This window comes from Winogradskyella sp. PE311 (assembly GCF_046545555.1).
Lineage (GTDB): Bacteria > Bacteroidota > Bacteroidia > Flavobacteriales > Flavobacteriaceae > Winogradskyella.
The window spans coordinates 1,029,510-1,051,165 of record NZ_JBHZTH010000001.1 but is presented as its reverse complement, the minus strand read 5'-3'; the positions used below and the strand labels follow the sequence as shown (position 1 = coordinate 1,051,165).

14 protein-coding genes are annotated in these 21,656 nt (G+C 33.6%); 1 reads left to right on the top strand and 13 read right to left on the bottom strand.

Features of this window, described 5'->3' with window-relative positions:
• Window position 1 precedes the first annotated feature (1 nt).
• The 3 genes from ACFWU4_RS04425 to ACFWU4_RS04415 all read right to left on the bottom strand — a co-directional run bounded on the left by ACFWU4_RS04425 (window position 2) and on the right by ACFWU4_RS04415 (window position 4,878).
• Window positions 2-1,375 carry an FGGY-family carbohydrate kinase gene (locus tag ACFWU4_RS04425; protein ID WP_411125260.1) on the bottom strand — a complete coding sequence of 458 codons (1,374 nt, stop codon included), beginning with the start codon at window positions 1,373-1,375 and terminating at the stop codon, window positions 2-4.
• An 18-nt stretch (window positions 1,376-1,393) separates the two neighbouring features.
• Window positions 1,394-2,674: a sugar isomerase gene (locus tag ACFWU4_RS04420; protein ID WP_411125258.1), complete on the bottom strand. Its 1,281-nt coding sequence runs from the start codon at window positions 2,672-2,674 to the stop codon at window positions 1,394-1,396.
• 98 nt (window positions 2,675-2,772) lie between these two features.
• Window positions 2,773-4,878 (bottom strand): bifunctional aldolase/short-chain dehydrogenase, encoded by a 2,106-nt coding sequence (locus tag ACFWU4_RS04415; RefSeq protein ID WP_411125255.1) that lies wholly within the window; start codon window positions 4,876-4,878, stop codon window positions 2,773-2,775.
• A gap of 309 nt (window positions 4,879-5,187) precedes the next feature.
• Between ACFWU4_RS04415 and ACFWU4_RS04410 the strand changes: the two genes are divergently transcribed.
• Window positions 5,188-6,234: a GntR family transcriptional regulator gene (locus ACFWU4_RS04410; RefSeq protein ID WP_411125253.1), complete on the top strand. Its 1,047-nt coding sequence runs from the start codon at window positions 5,188-5,190 to the stop codon at window positions 6,232-6,234.
• A 15-nt stretch (window positions 6,235-6,249) separates the two neighbouring features.
• Here ACFWU4_RS04410 and ACFWU4_RS04405 read toward each other — a convergent pair whose 3' ends face one another.
• The 10 genes from ACFWU4_RS04405 to ACFWU4_RS04360 form a co-directional block, all read right to left on the bottom strand.
• Window positions 6,250-7,350 (bottom strand): lactonase family protein, encoded by a 1,101-nt coding sequence (locus ACFWU4_RS04405; RefSeq protein WP_411125251.1) that lies wholly within the window; start codon window positions 7,348-7,350, stop codon window positions 6,250-6,252.
• Window positions 7,351-7,416: 66 nt separating this feature from the next.
• Window positions 7,417-9,912, bottom strand: a complete 2,496-nt coding sequence (locus ACFWU4_RS04400; RefSeq protein WP_411125249.1) for a heparinase II/III family protein — start codon at window positions 9,910-9,912, stop codon at window positions 7,417-7,419.
• A 33-nt stretch (window positions 9,913-9,945) separates the two neighbouring features.
• On the bottom strand, window positions 9,946-11,370 hold the full coding sequence (locus ACFWU4_RS04395) for a sulfatase (RefSeq protein WP_411127226.1): 1,425 nt from the start codon (window positions 11,368-11,370) through the stop codon (window positions 9,946-9,948).
• 19 nt (window positions 11,371-11,389) lie between these two features.
• Window positions 11,390-12,814: a sulfatase gene (locus ACFWU4_RS04390; RefSeq protein WP_411125247.1), complete on the bottom strand. Its 1,425-nt coding sequence runs from the start codon at window positions 12,812-12,814 to the stop codon at window positions 11,390-11,392.
• 15 nt (window positions 12,815-12,829) lie between these two features.
• Window positions 12,830-14,290 (bottom strand): sulfatase, encoded by a 1,461-nt coding sequence (locus ACFWU4_RS04385; RefSeq protein ID WP_411125245.1) that lies wholly within the window; start codon window positions 14,288-14,290, stop codon window positions 12,830-12,832.
• A 30-nt stretch (window positions 14,291-14,320) separates the two neighbouring features.
• Complete coding sequence (locus ACFWU4_RS04380; RefSeq protein ID WP_411125243.1) at window positions 14,321-16,885, bottom strand: InlB B-repeat-containing protein; 2,565 nt, start codon at window positions 16,883-16,885, stop codon at window positions 14,321-14,323.
• Window positions 16,886-17,055: 170 nt separating this feature from the next.
• Window positions 17,056-18,105 carry a Gfo/Idh/MocA family oxidoreductase gene (locus tag ACFWU4_RS04375; RefSeq protein ID WP_411125241.1) on the bottom strand — a complete coding sequence of 350 codons (1,050 nt, stop codon included), beginning with the start codon at window positions 18,103-18,105 and terminating at the stop codon, window positions 17,056-17,058.
• A 38-nt stretch (window positions 18,106-18,143) separates the two neighbouring features.
• Window positions 18,144-18,935: a prolyl oligopeptidase family serine peptidase gene (locus ACFWU4_RS04370; protein ID WP_411125239.1), complete on the bottom strand. Its 792-nt coding sequence runs from the start codon at window positions 18,933-18,935 to the stop codon at window positions 18,144-18,146.
• Window positions 18,936-19,010: 75 nt separating this feature from the next.
• Window positions 19,011-20,501 (bottom strand): sulfatase, encoded by a 1,491-nt coding sequence (locus tag ACFWU4_RS04365; protein ID WP_411125237.1) that lies wholly within the window; start codon window positions 20,499-20,501, stop codon window positions 19,011-19,013.
• Between the two features lie 187 nt (window positions 20,502-20,688).
• On the bottom strand, window positions 20,689-21,656 hold a 968-nt coding region (locus tag ACFWU4_RS04360; protein ID WP_411125235.1), incomplete at its 5' end, for a leucine-rich repeat domain-containing protein.

The window sequence follows — 21,656 nt, the reverse complement described above, 5'->3', positions numbered from 1 at the left end:
TTTATTTTATAATAAAAGGAACATGTTTTTTGAGTGCGTAGTTTTTCTTCAAAAACTTTGAATTTAACTTGGTATCTGATATTGAAATAGCCGCACCTAAAGCAGATCCTAAAGACGCTTTAGTGGTTCTTAATTTTTTACCTCTAAAGTGATGCGAAAGTAACTTGATATAAATATCATTGTTACTAAAGCCACCATCGACGTAAATTTTAGCAATTTCATCGCGACCAAGTGCCTCTCTAATACAACCGATTTGAAGTAAAACAAGTTCTATCATTAGTTGGTGATAAGCATGTTCGTATTTAGTATAAGAAATACTAGTTTTAGCAGGCATGTCTTTATCTGTTATACTTTCCCACTTGAAACAATGCTGAAAATCTTGCATGATCTCAAAATAGGTATTGTAATCAAATTTCACCTTTCTATGGTAATCATCATCAACACCAAAATGCTTATCTAACTTAGCGACTTGTACTTTATATTCATTACCCAAAAACATACGCGTTGCTTTAACAGGTCTTCCATTAATTCGCATATAGTTTAGAGCATCCTCATTATCATTAACGTCTGAAATAGCATGCTCCGCAAATGGATTAAAAACAATACTCCAAGTCCCAGTAGATACTAAAACAAACTTGTTTTTGATACTTCTTACGTAGGGAAGAAGTGCCGAAGAACTATCATGAATACCAACACCTATCTTAATACGATTACCATTATAATTCATATTGATACTAGTTTCTGTTGAAACAATAGGTGGTAAAATATTATCAAATCCTTCTTTATACACCCAACTATGGTAATCTTTCTTACTGTAATCCCATAACGCTGTATGACAACCTATACTTGTATATTCACTTAATGGAATACCTGTAAAAATATAACTTAAGTATTGTGGTAAGTGTAGAGAATATTTAATTTTTTTAAAAACTTCTGGTTTAGCCTTTTTTAACCAAAACAATTGTAAACCAGAGTTCAGCATACTTAAATCGCCACAGCCTGTAGTTTTAAGAAACTCCTCTTTAGGGCCATATGCTTCAAAAAAAGAAGTAACTATTGTCTCTGGTAAAGGTTTTGTGTAATTGTAAAGTGGTGTTAGCGGCTCTCCATTTTCATCTATATGCACGAAGCTTGCACCATAAGTTGAAAAGTTGATTGCCTTTATATGAAATTCTTTTGCTTCTAAAATGCGATCAAAAACAGCTTTCAACCACTTTTGCAATGCTGGAAGATTTTCTGTAGGATGTCCATCTTCATCAACAATTTCATCGAATGTAATATATTCTTTATGTACTTCTTTAAAATCTTTATCAAATAAAAAAAACTTTTTATTGGTTTTTCCAATATCAAAAACGGCTGTAACTTTTTGTTTCATAAGGAGGGATCGTTAGTTTTATAAACCTGTAGCTACAGTATTTTTACCTCTCTCTTTAATAAGCTGACCTCTTACATCTAAAGCTCTATAAGCATTAATTGGACTGATAACTCCACCTACATTTAAGCGCGCCTTTTCAATTAAAGGTCTAACATCTGTTCGGTAGGCATTCTGCAGAATTTCTTGGCATTTTACGACGTCATTATCATTTTGTGCTGCCCTAAGTAAATTTTGATCTACCAAAAGTGCCTTTGCATATGCTTCTTGTATAGCTTCTAAAGATTGAATTAAATCTTCTAATGGATCTTTAATATTATGACTGGCATCTATCATCCAAGCCAAATCCGGATTTTGTGGATTATTTTCCATACCATAAACCAATTCATTAAAAATTAAGAATAGTGAGTATGGCTTAATACTACCAACAGTTAAATCATCGTCTCCATATTTACTATCATTAAAGTGGAAGCCGCCAAGCTTTCCTTTTAATTGCAAAATAGAAACAATTTGTTCTATGTTGGAGTTTGGTAAATGATGACCTAAATCAACAAGTGTATAAGCCTTATCACCACATCCATTTGCCAACATTAAAGATGCTCCCCAATCTTGAATTACTGTACTGTAAAAATTAGGTTCGTAGGGTTTATATTCTACTAATAATTTCCAGTCGTCTGGCAACCCTTTGTAGATATCGATTAAACTATCTTGCGTGTTTTGAAATGCAGTTTGAAAATTATTTTGTCCTGGAAAACTAGAGCCATCTGCTAACCAAACTGTTAAGGCTTTAGACCCTAATTTATCGCCAATATTAATAACATCTAAATTATGTTGTATGGCTTGGTCTCTAACAGCCTTACTCGTATTACTTAAAGAACCATATTTATAAGTTTCTGATGCTCCATTTTGATCTTGAAACGTATTAGAATTTACGGCATCAAATTTTATATGCAAAGCATCCGCCTTTTCTTTAATAGCTTTATAATCTGAAGGTACGTCCCATGGAATATGTAAAGATACAGCTCCTGCCGTTTGGGTTAAACTGTGCAAAATACCAACATCTGCAATTTTTTCTTCTAAGTTTGATGGTTCGCCATAGAATCCAAAACGTCCAAAACGGGTTCCACCTGCCCCCAAAGCCCAACTTGGTATAGCGACTTGGAATTCAGATAATTTTGAAATAATATCAGAAACATTATAACCATTTTTAGTTAGCCTATTTGCTAAAAAATCAAAGTTTTCATTATGATTTTGCAATTCATTTTTATTGTACTCAGAAATTTGATTTTTATCTATTCTCATAATTTAAAATTATTCATAAAAAAGAAACTTCCAATACTTCTGTTAGAACTTTTGGAAGTTTTCTTAACTAAACTAAACAAATATGTTTTTTAATGTCATTATCTTACAAAGGCGTTAGCCATACCACCATCTACATTTAGAATGTTTCCTGTAGATTTATCGAGTAATCCAACGAAAGAAAATACACCATTTGCAATATCATCTGGAGTGATAATTTCATTTAATAAATTTCTTTTGGCATAAAATGCTGGTAATTCTTCTACTGTAATACCGTTGGCTTTAGCACGACCTTCGGCCCAAGCACCTTCCCATATTTTACTACCTACAATAACACCATCTGGGTTTACTGTATTTACCCTTACTTTATCTTGTGCTAATTCTGCCGCTAATAGACGTACCATATGTTGTTGTGCTGCTTTTGCAGTACCATAGGCTACATTATTAGGACCTGCGACTAATCCATTTTTACTTGCGATAGCAATATAGTCACCACCAAGTCCTTGTTTGCGTGTAATTGCTGAAAATTGCTTAGCAAGATCAAACTGTCCTTTTACCAAAATACTTTGCAAAATATTCCAGTCTTTATCCGTAGTATCTAATAAAGGTTTAGAAATTGCTAACCCTGCACTATGCACAACAATATCAACTCCGCCAAACTCAACACATGTCTTCTTGTAAGCATTTTCTATAGATTCTGTACTTGTGACATCACAAACAGCATACGTTGATACATCTCTTTTGTATGTTGCATTAGCAGTTACAAGACTTTCTTCATTAATATCTGTTAAAACAACATTAGCTCCTTCGGCAGCTAATTTGTCTGCAATAGCTTTACCTATTCCGCCTCCAGCACCTGTTACAAATGCTACTTTTCTTGATAGCGGCTGCTCTTTAGGCATACGCTGTAATTTCGCTTCTTCTAATAACCAGTACTCAATATCAAAAGCTTCTTGTCTTGGTAAAGATGTATATTCAGTTATAGCTTCTGCACCTCGCATTACATTAATGGCATTGATATAAAACTCATTAGCCACACGTGTTGTTTGTTTATTTTTCGCAAAACTAAACATTCCAACACCTGGGTAAATGATTATTACAGGATTTGCATCTCGCATTGCAGGACTATTATCCTTTTTGCAAGTATTGTAATAGTCTGCATATTCTTTTCTATAAGCTTCAAATGCTGGTTCTAATTTCTTAAAAATAGCATCAGCGTCAGACAGATCTTCATTCTTATCTAAAGTTAATACTAACGGCTGAATTTTTGTTCTTAAGAAGTGATCTGGACAAGACGTACCCATGGGCGCCAATCGTTCTAAATCATTACTGTTGATGTATTCCATAACCACATCTGTATCAGAAAAATGACCAATCATTCTGTTTTCAGACGAACACAATCCTCTTAACAAAGGCATAATTTGAGCCGCTTTTTCTAAACGCTCCTCCTTTGGTAAACTCTCAATTTTTTGACCACCAAATACACTGCCTTTTTCTTTTATTTTTTTCTCAATAAATTCAGACGCCATTTCAATAACCTCTAAACTATTCATATAACATTCATAAGATGTATCTCCCCAAGTAAATAAACCGTGAGAACCTAATACGATACCTCTAATGCCTGGATTATCGGCTAAACACTTTTCAATTTGAAGACCTAGGTCAAAACCAGGACGCTGCCATGGCACCCAACCCATTGTATCTCCCCAGATTTCTTTAGTTACTTTTTCGCTGTCTTTAGCAGCGGCAACAGCAATTAACGCGTCTGGATGCAAGTGATCTATATGAGCAAATGGCAGCAAGCCGTGTAAAGGCGTATCTATTGAGGGTGCTTTACTATCTAAATCATAAATACAATGATTAAATAGGCCGACCATACGATCTTCATCCTCTAAACCACCATAGACTTTTTTCAAATCCCGTAGTCTTTTTGTATAAATTCCAGCTATTCCGCTTCTATTTAATGTTCCAATATCACCACCAGAACCCTTAATCCACATTACCTCAACGTCTTCATTTGTTAGCGGATCTTTCTCAATAGTTCTGCAACTTGTGTTACCACCACCATAATTGGTGATTCTTAAATCTGCTCCTAATATATTTGAACGATATAAAAATAAATCTACTTGGTTATCACCAAGAGAAGCAGCCTTCCCATCATCCCACAAATAATCTACATATTTAAATTTCTTCGTAATTGTCTTCATAAATAGTGTTAAAATAAATTCTTTAATCAAATATATATTTCATTAAAAACTTTTGTATCCTGTACTGTACCGTATTGACGGTATTAATTTAAAAAATACGATTTTTGAGATATTTAAACAATCAATGTACCTAATTCAGTTTAATAATGTACTCAAAAAATAAGGCTGTTATTAGATTTTATCGAAAATCCAATTTCTCAATAAGTTGAGAATAGTAATCAAATAAGCATAATTGCACCCTAAAAACTAATTAACTCAATATATTTGTTTATAATTGAAAAAGTTTTTCCCTTAAAATTCTGTTACAGTTTGGAACTAATTAAATTTATAAATATCGATGAAGAATCTAGGGTGCCTAAATACCAACAGATTATAGATTCCATTATTCATAATATTTCTGAAGAGAATTTAACGATGGGTCAAAAAATCCCTTCAATAAACCGATTTAGTGAAGAGTTTTATTTATCTAGAGATACTGTTGAAAAAGCCTACAGCATACTAAAAGAGCGCAACATCATAAACGCTATACGTGGGAAAGGCTATTACATCAACCGAACAAAATTAATCTCTAAAACTAATATTCTGTTTTTGGTTAATAAATTGAGTTCTTATAAGTTGAGAATTTATAATTCATTTATCAATAGCATAGGCCCAAATTCGCATACAGACTTAATGATCTATCATTGTGATGAATCTCTGTTTGTTAACTTACTAGACAAAAATAAGTCTGCTTATGACTACTATGTAATAATGCCTCATTTTAAAACTGAGGATTTAAAACATACCAGTTTTACTGAGAATGCCATTAAAGCTCTTAAAAAACTTCCTCAAGAAAAACTCGTTATTTTAGACAATATCAAAGCTGTAATGAAAGGTAAGCATATTGAAGTTTATCAAGATTTTGAAAATGATATATACAATGCCCTTAAGGAGGGAATAGACAAAATTAAAACTTACAAAAAAATAATATTGTTTTATCCCGAAAAGGCTGTTTACCCTTATCCACGAAGAATTTTACATGGCTTTAGAAAGTTTTGCGTAGAATTTAAACTTGATTTTGAAATTCTCGAAGAAGTATTTGATGATATGATTATAAAAAAAGGGGATCTATTTATAACCATTGAAGAGTCTGACTTAGTTAATTTAGTAAAACAAGCTAAGGAGGACGAATATGAATTAGGTAAAGATATTGGTATCATTTCTTATAACGACACACCTTTAAAAGATTTATTAGGTATTACGGTGATGTCTACAGATTTCAAAATAATGGGCGAAACTACAGCGGATATGATTTTGAATAATAAAAAAGGTAGTATAAAGATACCTTTTGACCTTATCGAAAGAGATTCTCTCTAATTAAAATCTACATTATTAATAATCACTAACATTATAAGTTCGCATCTGCAAGCTTGATGGACTATCTACAGCAATTTCATTAGGCAGTTTAGTAAGTTTCCCCGTTTCAACATTACGACGAAAAATAACGATATTACCTGTAAACTGATTACCAACCAATAAAAAATTTCCACAAGGTGATAATGTGAAATTTCTTGGATGTTTACCATAAGTTGATTCATAGCCCACTAAACTTAGTTTACCTGTAGTTGTATCAATAGAAAACATGGAAATACTATCCTCTTCTGGACCTCTATTTGAAGCGTACAAGAATTTACCATCTGGTGAGATATGTATATCTGCAGCTTTGTAAATATCTAGCTCTTGTTGGTAGGATGCGTAATCTTCAATAAAATTTAAATTATCATTCTGGTAATTGAAAGCCGTTATTTTTCCGCTCAATTCAGAAAGACTGTATCCAAATTTACCATTAGGATGAAAGGTGAAATGACGTGGCCCACTTCCTGGTTTCATTTTGATGTGGTTTTCGTTTTGAAGTATCGAATCCTTAGAGGCACTATCTACACGAAACCTTCTTATTTTATCAGCACCTAAATCATGTATAAATATAAATCTATTATCAGATGAAAAATTTGAAGAGTGAATATGAGAAGTTTCTTGTCTATTTTCAACAATGCTGCTATCCTTAAATTTTAAAACCTGGCTATGTGGATTAAGACTTCCGTCTTTATTAATTTTAAATAGGCTTAGGCTACCATCAGAGTATTGAGAACTTGTCAAAATTGTTTCTGTATTATCTAACTCAATATGCGCTGGGTTTAAACCACCACAATCTTTAATATTAATTAACTCTATTTTTCCTTCTACAGCATCTACAGCAAACGATGCTATTTTACCATTATAGAGCATTTGGCTGTCCATAACAGAATAGAGATACTTACCATTTTTAGATAATTTTAAAAACGATGTATTTGTAACACTATCTAAAGCAAATTTTAAAGTGGTTTTTCCTGTATCGTTATTAAACTCATAGACATGAATACCCTTTCCTGGTTTTTTATCAGTATAACTACCCACAAAAAGTAATGTTGTTTCTTTTGTAGACTCACAACCCATTAGCAAAATTAAACTTAAGCTAAAGGACAAAAATTTGAATAGACTGTTTATTTGCATAATATTGATTTAATAAGCCTTGTAGTACGTTTTGCTAGTATTAGTTTCTATGATTTCATTTTTATACTTAAGCTCATCACCTTCTCCAATGTAAATACTCTTAAGCGTTTTATTTTCATTTAGGGTAATTACAGCAAAACTGCCTTTAAAATAAATATCTAAGTCATCATTCTTAAATATGTCATCTTTAGATTGTGTAATCACATATTGTATTAACTTTTCAGTAGGTGTATTACTCACAATTTTCAATCCTTTGTACACACCATTTTCCTCTAATTTTTCCACCGATTTAATTGTAGCTTCTTCGTTTTCATTAAAAGGTTCGTAAACCACAACGAATGGATTTTTCCATGCTTCACCGTTATTACGAATCACCAATGTTGGTGTCGCCATTTTATTATAAGGTTCGGGAGATTCAAACGTAATCGGTGCTTTTACTTTGGTATATTCCCTGTTTTTAAAACCTGGAATATGAAGTTGCATAAAAATATTAGTCGCACTTAATTTTTTGATATTAAAGGTTGATTTTATATCACCAATGTAAGGTTTTGATGTTTTTACATTCTTAAAAAAATGCCATCCTGGATTACGATATTTTTTGTTATGCGTCCACTCAGCATTTTCATTTGCCTTATATCGTTTTGGTGTTTTTTTGAAATCCATATCCTTGTTTTCAAAAACCAGTTTGTCACCTATATTATGATATAAATAATCATGATACTCATTTGGTAGTTTCGATTTTGAACGAAACACATCTACATAGTAACCTGTTGTTGGTGATGTTCGGATTAATGCTAGTGTGCGTTCTTGGGTAGCTTCTGCTTTGTCGCCCTTATCGTCTTCAAAACTGGTTTGACTAAATGAGTGGTAAGGTGAAACAGCTTTGTCTCCCACTTTAGGTTCCATTGAAATAAGTTCAACAGTATTTATGCCCAAATTCACCCATCCGCCTTCGCCTTGTGAACTTCCGTTTACAATAACCGTATTGTGTGCTGCAAAAATCCTAGAGTAGTTTTCATGAAGATCTTTTCCGTATCGTTTTCGTCCATGATCAACGCCTAATACCTGACCTTCACCATACAATTCCATATTCATACCTTCCGCATGACCATGCACCATATGTGCACCACCGACAAAACCCATTAAGCCATCTTTAGGGTTATTGGTGCTACTTAAGTTGCGCTGCATTACAATACCTGCATGATAAACTCTATCGGTTCTTGATAGGTCTATAGTTGTAGATTCATTATTAAAACTATCATTATACCAAAATAAAGCCTCAGCCCCTTGTCGTTTATATTTTCCTTTGCCAATGGCTCTATTAATAAGTGGCGCAAAATTATCTTGAATTGCCTTTAACCCATCCATTTTAGCCAAAACATAGGCATTTTCATAAGCTTCATATGGTGCATGAGCAGATCTGTGCCCATCTCCCCAGCGCACAATTTCATTATTAGGATATACAAAATAATCTAATCGTGGTAAGGCGTGTAAAACATTTGGGTATTTTTTTCCTAATTCTAAAGATGGATCGTATTTATTAACAACCAACATTAATCGCGTTAAAATTGAAGTCGTATGGTTTAAATATTGAGAGGTTTCTGGCCAAATATCACCTTCATTTTTATAATTTTTAACCATAACGTTTAACGCGTCTTGATTATCTGTACTCTCGGTTAAAAAATAAGACAGCCATTTTTTTCGCTCGTTTTCGTTATCCATAGCCAAAGCATTGAAGACCAAACTAGGCGCTTCTAATGCACAATGGTTAGAACCTGTTTGCCCATAATTTACGGTGATATTGGCATAGGATTTAAATACCTCTTGAGCTTCATCTAAAGGAAAATTTACCTCTTGATTTTTTATGATATCAAAAGCTTTTCCGTCATTTTTAATAAAAGGATGAATAAAATCGTAAATCAACGGTAGTTTATAGCCTATAACTCTAACTTCCCTAAAACCATCATACGGAAACAACAAACCGCCTCTGCCATGCCAATCTGAAAGTTTCGATTTTTGTACTGATTTGGTAAAAGAATACAGAATACTACTGGCAACATATGCATATTTTTCGTCTTGAGTTATATAGTACATCATACTACAATCTAAAGCAGTTTGTAAGTGTTCTATTAGAAGTTCTGCAGGTTTCCATTCTTCATCTGTAGCATTATCTAGATTTTCTTGGACACCATTGGCTATATGTGTTGTTTTAAAAAAAGGCGGAAAGCTATTTTTTTGACCTTTGGACCAATTGAATGGTAACTTTTCTAAATAGGTCTTTGGATTTTTATTAAAGGATTTAACTTGAAAATCTGCTTTTCCTTTTAATTCAGTAAAGATGTCTTTTGCCCAATCTTGAGTCTCTATTTTTTTAAGAATTTGATTTCGCTCTTCTGAAGTCACTAAAATGAAAGGGCGCTCTTTATCCTGACTGCTCATTTTAAAAGTAACGAGTAACATTAGTATTATAAGCTTAATATTTTGCATTAAACATTTAGATTTCATCGACTTCATTTTTATAATGTGGTCCAGCGCTGGTTACTTAAACCATTCCGTTTGATATATCTTCCGTAACTTTTCTAAATCATCTTTAAATTCTTCGTCATTGGTAAAGTGTGTGGTTTCAAACGGGTCTTGTTTTAAGTTCAATAACTGTTCTTCAATGCCATCAACATCATAGCGCACATATTTTAAACCGTTTTTATCAACCACCATTTTACCTATTTCACTTTCCACACCAAGCGTTTCACGCCATGCAATTTCTTCACCTTCAAAAAGAGGCCTTAGGCTTTTACCTCTTGTATCAGAAACCCCTTCTATATTGGCATAGTCACACATAGTAGGCAGTAAGTCCAGTCCATTGGAAACTAAATCCACATCATTAACCTGACCTTTAGGTATATGACCTTTCCACATCGCCATAAATGGAATGTTTGCAGATTCCTCATATAGAGTTGACTTATGCTCCATGCGGTGGCTTGAGCTCATATCACCATGGTCGCTTGAAAAGATAATAAGTGTACTCTCTTCTTGTCCGCTGTTCTTTATAGCATCTAAAAGCACTTGCACTTCCTTATCCATCACCTCAGTTAAGCGATGGTAGGCGTACCTGTGATGTCTCCAATCATTATCTGTAAAATGCTCTCTAGCATTTTTACGAAAAGGCCTCACATTAATTAAGTCTTTTACTGCTTTAGGTTCATTAATTTGAGGTTCATAATTTTTAGGTAGTGGTGGACAATAATTTGCGTAAAATTCTTTTTCACTGATGCCTTCTGGGATTTTCATGGCCTCATCTAAGGCTGCTAATTCAACTTTTGCACGTTTTAAGAGTATGGCGTCATTTTCACTGGTCGCTTTTTCTCGTAAAGCCATGTAGCAAATATCATGTGGGTTTATTAATGACACAACCATGAAATATGGATTTTCATGCTTTTCTTTGATGATATCTGCCGCTTTGTTTACCAACTCACCTCTTTCATCATCACTAAATTTATTAAAACCAAGTGCTTTAGGCGTTAAAGACTCAGGCAAATGTTCTTTACCACCAAAATACAAGTCATAATTCGCTTTTCTCAGATACGAAGCAATGGTCGTATTTGCCACTTCTTGATTAACTGTTGGAATCTTCATTGACCCTCTATTTTCTCTAACCGCATTCCCTTTATTATCTTTAAAATAACTCGGAAAGCGACCTGTCATCAAACTTACTCTTGCTGGTGAACATACGGGATTGGTCGTATAGGCTCTTGTAAAACGGATACCGTTATTAGCAATATAATCTAATGCAGGTGTCTTTAAGTAGGCATTACCCGCATTACTCATCATATTGGCACTCATTTGATCCACATATACATATATGATGTTAGGGCGTGTTTCTTCATTAGCAGCTAACATCTTTTCTTCATTTTTACAACTAATTGTCCCTAAGAAAAGAAACAGAAGAGATATATAATTTGACATGCTTTTCATGATTCAACTTTTATTTCAAGAAATCTTCTCCCCATTTTGCTCTCAATTCAATAGCAAGCGCTTTTACTTTTTCTTGATATTCTGGTTTTTCAGCCAAATTATCTAACTCAAGTGGATCCGTTCTATGGTCAAACAACATACGTGCATAAGCGACACCATCATCTTTAGTCCATTCTGTGTAAAACAAATTGCCTTTTATTAAAGTTACTGCATCTTTAAATTTGGATACTGCCCAATCTTTTTTAGGTGTTTCTCCTTCTAAAATTGGCACAAAACTTTTGCCTTCTACCGTATTCGGAATTTCTAGTCCTACAAGTTCCGCTAAACTTGGATAGATATCTATAAATTCTGTAATTGCTTCTGATTTTTGTCCATTTGTTTTTCCAGGAACTTTTATCACTAATGGTGTGCGTAATGCGGTTTCAAAAGTGACGTGCTTAGACCATAACTTATGGTCTCCTAAATTCCAACCATGGTCGCCCCAAAGAATAACGATGGTATCATCATCCAACTCTAATCGCTTTAATTCATCTAACACTAAACCAATTTGAGCATCGACATAACTGACACAAGCATAATACCCATGAATCAATTGTTTAGCCAAATCCTCAGGTAAATCGCCTTTTTTGGGTATGTTTCCGTAGTTGCGTAATTCGCCAAAGTTGTGAAATGCTTTTCGTGGTGTGCTTTTAGGTTGAACGTAACTTTCGGGAAGCTCAATAGTGTTCCTATCGTATAAATCCCAATATTTTTTCGGTGCATTAAAGGGTAAATGCGGCTTCATAAAACCTAAAGCTAAAAAGAAAGGCTGATTCTCATTTTTTAATACTTTTAAATCTGCTATTCCCTTTTGTGCAATTTTACCATCAAAATATAAAGTATCATCTACTTTAGCATCTTCAAAAGCACTAGCGCCACCCATTGCCAAATTGGCATCACCATTTTGAATTTTATTTTTTTCTAATTTATAGTTTCGAATATTGCCTTTTGGAAACCATCGAGTATCCCAAGCTAAGCTATCATCGTCTCGTTTATGATAAATTTTTCCGTTTGAAATTGTTGTGTAGCCATTCTGCTTTAAAAGCTTTGGCAAAGACATCGCATTCGGAACATCAATATCTGCTCTTGTTTTATAATTTATAAAACGGTGTCTTGTAGGTCGCGTTCCTGTTAATAGACTCGCTCTTGAAGCGCCACAAACAGGAATATTACAATACGCACGATTAAACACCAAACTCTCACTTGCTAGATTATCGAGATTAGGGGATTTAATATGTTTTGCTCCATAAAAATTAAGTTCGGGACGCAAATCATCTACAGCGATAAACAGAATATTCATTGGTTTTTTTTCGTCAACTATAATCGTTTCTTTTTTTTGGTTATTACACGATATAATAAGAAAACTAATGGCTATAAACTTAAAAATATATTTCATGTTAGTATTCATTTTTTACCAATGTTTAATAAATTTATAATCGTCTTGGGTTAAGGTATTCTTTATAGCGTCTGGAATTTTTCGTCGCGGCGTATCTTGGTCTAGCTTGAAACCTCTATTGCCTTTTGGTGTTATTAAAGGCATATTTCCTTTTTCTTCATTTAGGAAATCATTTTGAGATTTCATCCAGCTAAACAAATCTTTTATTAGCTTTTTTTTTACAGATCTTAGCTCAGGTTTATTGGCTAAATTGTGCTTTTCAAAAGGGTCATTTTGTATATCGTATAATTCTTCAAAAGGCTCATTTTTAAATGCATTTGCACCACGCTTAATAAAGTAGTCCACATTTGGTTTTCCTGTTAAATTTTGTTCTACGACTTCCAATGCATTAAAATTTCTGATGTATTTATATCGCTTATCTCGAATCATTCGAGATGGAAAAATTTCAGAATTTAAAATGTTTTGATTGGTTCTTACGCCATAGACATACGTGTTGATTTCATCATCTTTTCCATTAAACAATGGCAACATACTCTTACCATCCATATTCTCAGTTGTCTTACCCCTTGCGACCTCTAAAAAAGTTGGTAAAATATCTGTATAATGAATCAATTGATTTGATGTTGAACCTGCTTTTATAACTTTTGGCCAACGCACCACAAATGGCACTTTTAAACCAATATCTTTTACGGTAAACTTACCTGAAACACCGTGATCTGCACTGTATATAAACAGTGTGTTTTTATCTAAATGGGTGTCGACAAATTTTAAAACGTTTTCCAGCTGCGTATTGTCTTCCTCGATGCTTCGATAGTAGCCTGCTCTAATTTTAACATAAGCTTTATCGCTTTTTTTATGCGCATTAAATGGATAAAACTTAAGGTCTTCAGCATTTGGATTTTTGACGTCAAAATATTTTCCGTGCGGATATTTAGATGTAATGAACATGCAAAACGGTTTTTTAGCTGTTTTAAAATAATCTTCTATACTATCTAATGGGATGTATTCTCTTGGCACATCCTTCTTAGGAACTGGTTCCCATTCTTTGTCCCATCGATATACACTATTAGGTTTTACATGACTTTTTCCTGCTAAAACGACTTCATACCCTAAACTTTTCATGTGCTCAGTCACACTTTTAACGTCTGGTTTCGTGGCTGTATGATTTGCAAAACATCCATTTTTAAGTGGATATTGTCCTGTGAAAATTTGAGACCGACTTGGCGCACAAATGGCTTGTGCTGTAAAAGCGTTGGAAAATAACATACCTTCTTTTGCCAATCTATCTACTGCTGCCGTATTTACTTTTTCATTACCATAGCAACCATAATCGTAAACATCTTGGTCGTCTGCCAGATAGAAGATGATATTTGGTTTTTTATCATCATTATTTTTTTTTTGTGAAGATGATGTAATGCAACTTAAAAAAATAATTGCTAAAAAAACAAATATTGAAATCTTTGAAAATATCTTCATACAAACTAATCTTCTAGTTATCAAACGCTCTTAGTTATACAATACTTTTTTGTAAGAATTATTTAATTTTAGAATATACATTCCATGTGAAAAATTAGAGATATCTATTGTATTTCCTTTTCCAGACAGAACTTTAACTCCTGTGAGGCTATACACTTCCCAATGCTCTCTTGCATTACTTTTTATTGTAAATACGCCATTAGAACTTGGATTTGGAAAGACAGTAAAAGCATTGTCTAAATTATTTTCATCTACAGACAATCCATCTTGAGCAAATGTTGCTATAATATTTAAGTTAGAATTTACAGTTATTGTTAACGGATTTTCTGTGCTTACTATATCACCAGACCAACCTTGAAATACCCAACCTTGATCTGCAATGGCATTTAAATCGAATGTTTGTCCGCCAAAAGAAGTTCCGCTTTGATAATTTAATAAGCCATTGCCAACTTTAGTTAATGTTACATCAAAAACTTCGTTACCTCCATTAGGTATAAACTCTATTCTATCAAATACAATACTACCTGTATTGACGCTTTCATAGACCTTAAATTCATTAATAATGCCTGCCCAATGCGACCAGTTTGTTAAATCTACATCGATAGTATGCCACTGATTATCATTAGGGATTGTGATTTTTTTTCTACCTGTTGCAAATACTGTACCTGGAATATTTGCGGCCATTTGAAGAAACGTATCTTCTGTGCTATTTTTAACAACTAACTGTAACGTGTCATACAAATCAGAATTAATATTTAACCCTGTAATTGCTGCCATTGGAAATGCAAATCCGCTTGAAAAATTTAAGGTTAATAAATCATTATCTGTATTGACATCCATTCCGGCACTAACTGCGGTCCAAGGCGAAAAATCTTCTGTAGTTGTCCATACAACCGTTGCAGGTGCAATGCTAGTTACAAAATAATCTTCGGTTCTAAATTCAAATTTTTCAAACGCAAAAGAGGCAATTTCAGTATCTAAACTAATGATAGAACCAGATTCTCCATCAGTTCTTGGCGTAGTTACTATACTTTGCCAATTACTATATTGGTGTGGGTTTGGATTTTCATAAGCTTCATATGCCGCTAAACCAGCTTCAGTTAAAATTCTTTCTGGATCTCCTCTATCATTAAACCCACTTTTTACAAAACCAGAATTTTCTATTAAAAAATTCTGAAGTTTATTATTGGTTTTATCATACGAAATACTTCTATAGTATAAGGTGGTACCTTCTGGTAATTCGGTCGTTATAGACACATTTACCACTTCATTATCTATATAGTTTAAAGAATTGTTATTATAATTATATATTAAAACATCATATTCTGTAGCTCCATCCTTTTTTGAAAAAATAGCATCAATATCATTTGTTGAAGTTTCTGGTGTACCCGAAATATCTGTTGTGTAATGAACATTACCATTCATAGAATTCAAAATGCTAATACCTACAGGGTCTTGTGAACCCGTTCTATTGCCCCAACGATATATTAAATCTAAACCCTCTTCCTTATTTTTATAAAAAATATTAGAAAAATACAATTCTACAACTTCCGCATGAGATGTTTCTGCATTAATAAACCCATTACCATCAGCACCATTCATTGTGGTTACTGTGGCATACTCCATTAAATCAATGGTTGCATTGGCATTCCATTCTGGATGATTTATTAAATCTGCAAATAGTCCATCATATTTGGCACTCATATTACGTAAATTACCATTACCTAAAACCACATAATCTGATATGCCCCAAAAATCATATTGCACATTATTATCAAAACAATATTCTATTAAATCCTCAGCAAAAGAAGCAAAAGGCTCTCCTTTGTAATTTAATACAGAACCATTTTGATAGAGAAAATCTGGAGCTCTTGTATGTAAACCAATTATGGCATTTGGTAAAACTGATCTTACTGCGCTTTCTGTATTTTCAAAATGTTCTATAAAATCTTGTTTGGTACCATACCAATGGTTTGGTGTTTCGATTTCAGAACCGACTCTAAAACGCCAAGATAAAACCATTTCTTCTCCATAGTTTGCAACTAACTCGTTCATTAAAGCCACTATATAATCATGGTATGCTACTTGATCTGCAGGCGGTAAAGAATTTCCATAAATGGATATTTGTTCGTCCTCTCGAAAATTAACATAATCTATAGTCCCTTCTGGTATAAAGGTATAGCCGTGTTGAAAAGCCCAAGGCGGCTGATCTAATACGATTTGATGGATTTCGGTTTGAGAATTTATAATATTATCTAACCTTGCTATCAGTGGCTCAAATCTATAAACGTATTGATTATTAATAGAATCATACAAACAGGTATCAAAATCTAGATTTTTCATTCGTACTCCATTAACAATTTTATTGATACCGCCAATCATCCTAACCGTATTCATTTTAAGTCCTGGACGTACATTTGAACCGTTTTGAGGACTAATTCTATTTGCTATAGACCAAATATTATGTACAGGTGCGCGCTCATTAGCTTCATCCGTAAAATCTGCTGATAACGTTACTTGTGCGTTTACGTTGTAAAAACAAAAAACACATAATACTATAGTTAAACTATAATTCACTATTTCTTTTGAAAACATATAATTGAGTATTAAAAATCCTGATATAATATGCGACAAGTTACATGAATTTTCAACTGTAGGCATCCTGATGTGTACTGTATATTTTATAAGAATGGTATTTATTAAAATAACAGGTTGCATCTGTTATTCATTTTAGTTTTATCTCTAAAAAGTTATTTCAATATTTTTTACAAATCAATTCTTCTTTTTTCGCTATTACTTTTTATAGCAGCTTCAATAACTTTAATGACATGCATGCCGTCATTTCCAGAAACTGGTAACGATTTATTATTTCTAATTGCATCATAAATTCCATCATAATATTCCATATAATTCCCTTTAAGAGAAGTTACCTTTTCTCTAACAATTTCTCCTTTTTTTTCAGTGTGTAATAGACCTTCTTCTTCTTTAGGTTCTACACCCCAATTTGGCAAACTTGGCTTTTTTCCTTCCATCAATTCTTTTTCTTGAACATCTGCCTTCGATTTTAAAAACGATCCTTTAGTCCCATGAAAAATGTTTCCAGGTAAAGGTTCTCGAACAAAATAACTAGATTTTAAGGTGACGCGATGTGATTTGTAATACAATTTTACATCAAAAAAATCTACTACTTTTGAATTTGGACGAAACCCATTTAAGTCTGCATATACGGCATTTGGCATACCAAACAAGACCAATGCTTGATCAATTAAATGTGAGCCTAAATCATATAAACTGCCAACTGCAGCGGTATTTTTCTCTTTATGAACCTTATAACTCAAATTGGGGTCAAAGCGATCATAATGAATTTCAACATCTATAATTTCACCAAGTAAACCTTTATCTAGTATTTTCTTTACGGTTTTAAAATCACTATCATATCTACGATTTTGAAAAACTGAAAGCACTAGATTCTTCTCTTTTGCTAGTTGAATTAGTTCTTTTGCTTCATTAACCGTTGCTGTAAATGGCTTTTCAACAATCAAATGTTTCCCTGCATTAATAACCTTTTTAGCAAAATCGAAATGCGTAATATTTGGGGTATTCACAACGACTAACTCAATAGTTTCATCCGCCAGTAAATCCTCTAAACTTCGAAATGTTTTGATTGTTGGATATATTTTTTGAGCTTCATTTTTAGTTCTTTCAAGAACTCCATATAAGTTAAAATTAGTGTTAACTTCTATGAAAGGCGCATGAAAAACAACGCCGCTCATTCCAAAAGAGCACAACGCTGTATTTATTTTAGAATTCGTCATCAATACTATTTTAAAGTTCTAAAGGCGCTTTAGAATTTTTAATTTTTATCCTCAAGTGAAAAGGTAAGCATCCAATCTATACACTCCACAGAACTAAACACTTTCGCATTACCTTGTGCATGATTAGCGCCTTCAAATGCCGTATAACGCACATTAGTATTACCTGCAGATCTTAAAAGATTAACCATCTTTTTTACTGGGGCAACATTTTTAACATCATCTGCACCAACCATGCCCCACATTGGCATGTTAGTTAATTTACTAATATCATCGGTGTCTTTAACACTTCTGAAACCGCTAGCTGATGCTGCGGCAAAGCGTTCTGGTGAATTTAAAATCCAAGCCCAAGTACCGCTACCGCCCATACTATGCCCCATAACATAAATTCGATTTGAATCTACTTGGGGATATTCTTCAAGAATATAATCTAACATAATATCTAAAGTTTTCGGATCCCATTTGTCAAAAGAATTTGGTTCTACTAACATCAATTCTTTGCCTGCCAATTCAACAAGTGAAAGCCCTTTAACCTTTGCAGACCGAGAAAGCTGTTCTGCCAAACTCCATGTTTTTCCACCTCCACCATGCAATGTTATAAGTAGTGGAATTTTTTTAGCAGACTGATTTCTTGGTAATGCCACAAAAGCAGAAGCTTTTAGTTTACCCAGATTTTTCTGTAAATCTTCTGGCCAATTGATAACACTTACGTCTACGTTTTTAAATCGTGCATTGATATCATCAAGAGTTTTCTGAATATCTTTAGTTTGAAAAGCCATTAAAAAAAATAGTGAAATTGGAACAAATATGAGATTCTTCAATTTTGGATTCATATTTTATTTTTTAAAAAGTCCTTATCTATTTTTTTTAGAGCTCAATCAGTTTGTTTAGATGACTGCAACGGGTTTTTATTCAGTTCCGTTAACACGCTTTTTTTGCTCCACAAAATAGGGTTGAAACGTATAGTTGGATTCTGAATCCCATTTTGAATTCACCTTTGGCAAAAGCGCTTTTAATTCATCTATTTTGGTTTTATACTTTGGATTTCCAGCTTCATTATGCCATTCATTTGGGTCTTCACTATGGTTGTAAAACTCCTCTTTTCCGTCTTCATATCTAATATACCTATAACCATTCATCTTAATGGCATGGTTGTTCATTCCAAACGTTGTGATAGCTCGTGCTTCATCCAATCCTTCATCGTTTTGCATCATAGCCACCAAACTATTTCCTTCATTTCTTTCGTAAGGAGGAATTCCACTTAATTCTATAAGCGTTGGATATAAAGATAGCATTTCAACTGGTGCATTAATCTTCTTTCCTTTAGGCAAATTTGGTCCTGCAAATAGCAAAGGTGCTTTAGTAGCCGTTTCCCATAAGGCATGTTTTGCAAAGGTTCCTTTTTCGCCCAAGCGATAGCCATGGTCTGACCATAATACAATTACTGTATTATCTCCATACTCACTATTTTCTAGTGCATCTAAAACGCGGCCTAATTCATAATCCACATAACTCATACACGCTAAATAGGCCTGTACAATTTTTTTCCACTCACCACTTTCTTTAGCCCACTCTGTAGATGGCATCATTGGTAAGTCGTTAATTTGTATTCCAACGGGTGGAATATCCTTTAAATCATCTACTAAATATGGTGGTGTTTCTATGCTTTCTAAAGGATGCAAGTCGAACCATTTTTGAGGAACGTATAACGGCACGTGAACACGTAAAAAACCAAGTCCCATAAAGAAAGGCTTATCGTATTTTCTATTTAAGCGCTCTACAACCCAATCTACGGATTGATGGTCTGGCATTAAGGAATCTTGCTCTGGAAAAGCGCCCCAATCGGTGCTTGTTCTTCCGTGTGTTCCTCTTATCCCTTTTCCAAAGCCATCCCAAACGAAACGCTTTTCTGGATAAGGTCCAAACCCTTTTACTCGACCACCAGATTCGTTAAATAAACTATCTGGTGCATGAATATGAAACAACTTACCAATTCCCATAGTGTGATAGCCGTTATTTTCAAAATACTCAGGAAGAAAGGTGATATCTTTAGTTGCTGGATTCCCTTCTCTTCGTATCTTATTATCTGGCGTCATTCCATAAATACCAGTTGTAGATGGACGTAAACCCGTCATAATAGATGCTCTTGATGGCCCACATAATGGTGCTTGCACATGCGCATTTGTAAAGGTAACTCCCATGGAAGCTAGTCTATCAAAATTTGGTGTTTTTACATTTGAAAAATTATCAATGGGACTTATCCAAGTATTTAAATCATCTACAGCAATAAATAAAACGTTGGGTTTAGCATCGTCAGCTTTTTGGTCTTTCTTTTTTTCGTTGTTACAAGAAAAAATAAAGACTAATGCAACTAATACTAGTAATTGTGTGTTTTTCATAATACGCTTTAATTCTTTAATACGTGAGCCTCTTTTTTAGACCGCTTAATAGGGCCAATATCCCTAACAAATACATTTTTCTATAGTCTGTTCCTGATTCTTTTTCTCCAACAATCATTCGGGCATCTGGATGTGGATTACCAATAAGTGAGGATATTACAAAACCTTTTTTAATTCTATTCTATTTTTAATTTCCTAACACAAACTTCTTAGATACCGTTCCTTTGTTTGTTTTAATAAGGGCTATATACACTCCTTGTGCTAAGCTATTTAGGTTTATGATAGTTTTTTTTGTATTAACAATACTACTTCCGTGGATGCTAAAAAGTTGTACTGCTTCTATATCCAAAGTATTGCTGGTATGTAGGTATAATTTATTAGAAGCAACATATACTCGTAAGTTTTTTTCTACAAATTCTGTGGTTGTACTCAATGCACAACCCTCATTAATACTATTAAACCCTGTCCAACTTTTAGCAGTATAATTTGCAGAAGATCCAACAGGAATGCATAAATCTATGGCACTATTGTCGTCAAAAGCAAGAAATGATAATGGTGCAGGATCCATGCTAATAGAAGTTACAGCAACCAAATCAACATTTCCTCGAAAAGCAGCAGTTCCAATACTGGTAACTCCTGCACCAATAGTAACCGAGGTTAAAGAATTAAAACTAAAAGCCTCGAGTCCAATACTGATAACGTTATCTGGAATTGTTACCGAGGTTAAGGAATTATTATGAAATGTATAGTATCCAATATTGGTAACTCCTATACCAATAGTAACCGAGGTTAAGGAATTACTTCTAAAAGCATCGTCTCCAATATTGGTAACGCTATCTGGAATCGTAACCGAGGTTAAGGAATTAAGTCTGAAAGCATCCTCTCCAATACTGGTAACGCTATCTGGAATTATTACCGAGGTTAAGGGATTAGAACGAAAAGCACCAGATGCAATAGTGGTAATTCCTGCACCTATAGTAACCGAGGTTAAGTCATTAAAAGCAAAAGCATCAATTCCAATACTGGTAACATTATCAGGAATTGTTACCGAGGTTAAGGGATTAGAACGAAAAGCTGAATCTCCAATACTGGTAACGCTATTAGGAATTGTTATCGAGGTTAAGGAATTATTCTGAAAAGCTGAATCTCCAATAC